Below are 1,308 nucleotides of genomic sequence, written 5' to 3' on the forward strand. Positions count from 1 at the left end.
TGGAAGCAGATGAAATATTATTGGCGAGATTTTCAAGTCATGGCAGCTGACAAAATAGAGCAATGGGTTGAGAAAGTATCAAACCTATTCGGAAAAGAATACATGTTTACTTTTTAATGGAGACTTAGAGCAAACAAGTATTCGTTTTCAAGGGCAATATTACGATAGTGAAACTGGATTACATTATAACCGTTACCGTTATTATGAGCCGTTTAGTGCAAGGTATGTGAGTAAAGATCCGATTGGACTATTTGGTGGATTAAATAATTCTGCTTATGTCAGTGATCCGAATCTGTGGGTCGATCAATTGGGATTAACTCCCTTAAATGCTGCTGGTGCTGCATATGGCTGCATAGCTGGTGCTGTTGGTGGTTATACAACAGGAGAGTGGAAAGGTGCTGCAATTGGGTGTGTTGCAGGAGGTGCAGTGGGGGCTGTAAATCCTTGGGCATCACATGCTGTAGGTGCAGCAGGAGGTGCAGGAGTTTCTTCAGTGCTGGGTCAAGGTGTGGGATTATTTGCTGCGAAGAAGGAAGTTGCGAATATGTGTAATTATGATGCTGGTGCTGTAGTAGGAGCTATGGTTGGTGGTGGCATTGGAGGATCTGTGAATAAGGCAGTAATTCAAAGGGCTCCATATATGAGAGTAGATTTGATGAATAAACCATTGGGTACTTCTGGAATTAATCGAACTCCAGGCAAACTAGCAGGGGCATTACTAGAGGGTAAAATAACAGGTGCTGGTGAATTAATGGGTACTGGGAAAATAACCTTGCCATCTTGTGCAAAATAATTAGTGAGATAGTTAATGATTTGGTTTAAAACGGCTATGTTTTTCTTGTTATATATGATTTATATGATTTTAATTTTAAATTTTTATGCTAAAGCTTTAATTAAAGTAAGTATACTTGGTCATTTTTTTAAAGTGGTATTTAGTTCTTTATTATATTTACTGTTTGCTATTGCTTTTATTTTTCCTTTTTTTCATATTCATGAGTTTGTAGATGATTTCCATATATATTTTGATCAAAACAATATTTATTTTGCTTTTACTTTGATTTCTTTTGCATTAGTTTGTAGTTTTTCAATAATTTATTTTAATAAAAAATTTGTTCCTAAGTTAAAAGCTTTGGGGTATTTTAAATGATTGATGCGTGCTGAAATAACAGGAGACTTCCACTGGCTTTGTTGCACAAACCTATCTGTAAAGGCTTTTTCAGCGATATAATTTTCAAATGAAGAAGCCTACACACAAAATCTATCGCACAACCAATTGGCCCGCATATAACCGAGCACTCATGAGTCGCG

At 36.5% G+C, this 1,308-nt stretch carries 1 protein-coding gene and 2 pseudogenes; all 3 read left to right on the plus strand.

Annotated elements, in window-relative coordinates; translation table 11 throughout:
- Positions 1-117, plus strand: a pseudogene (locus FTT85_RS18435) (transposase); the annotation flags it as partial.
- A gap of 10 nt (positions 118-127) precedes the next feature.
- Positions 128-317, plus strand: a pseudogene (locus tag FTT85_RS18440) (RHS repeat-associated core domain-containing protein); the annotation flags it as partial.
- Between the two features lie 491 nt (positions 318-808).
- On the plus strand, positions 809-1,147 hold the full coding sequence (locus FTT85_RS18445) for a hypothetical protein (RefSeq protein ID WP_180036296.1): 339 nt from the start codon (positions 809-811) through the stop codon (positions 1,145-1,147).
- Positions 1,148-1,308 lie beyond the last annotated feature (161 nt).

Origin of the sequence: Acinetobacter sp. YH01020 (assembly GCF_013420275.1) — a bacterium.
Classification (GTDB): Bacteria; Pseudomonadota; Gammaproteobacteria; order Pseudomonadales; family Moraxellaceae; genus Acinetobacter; species Acinetobacter amyesii.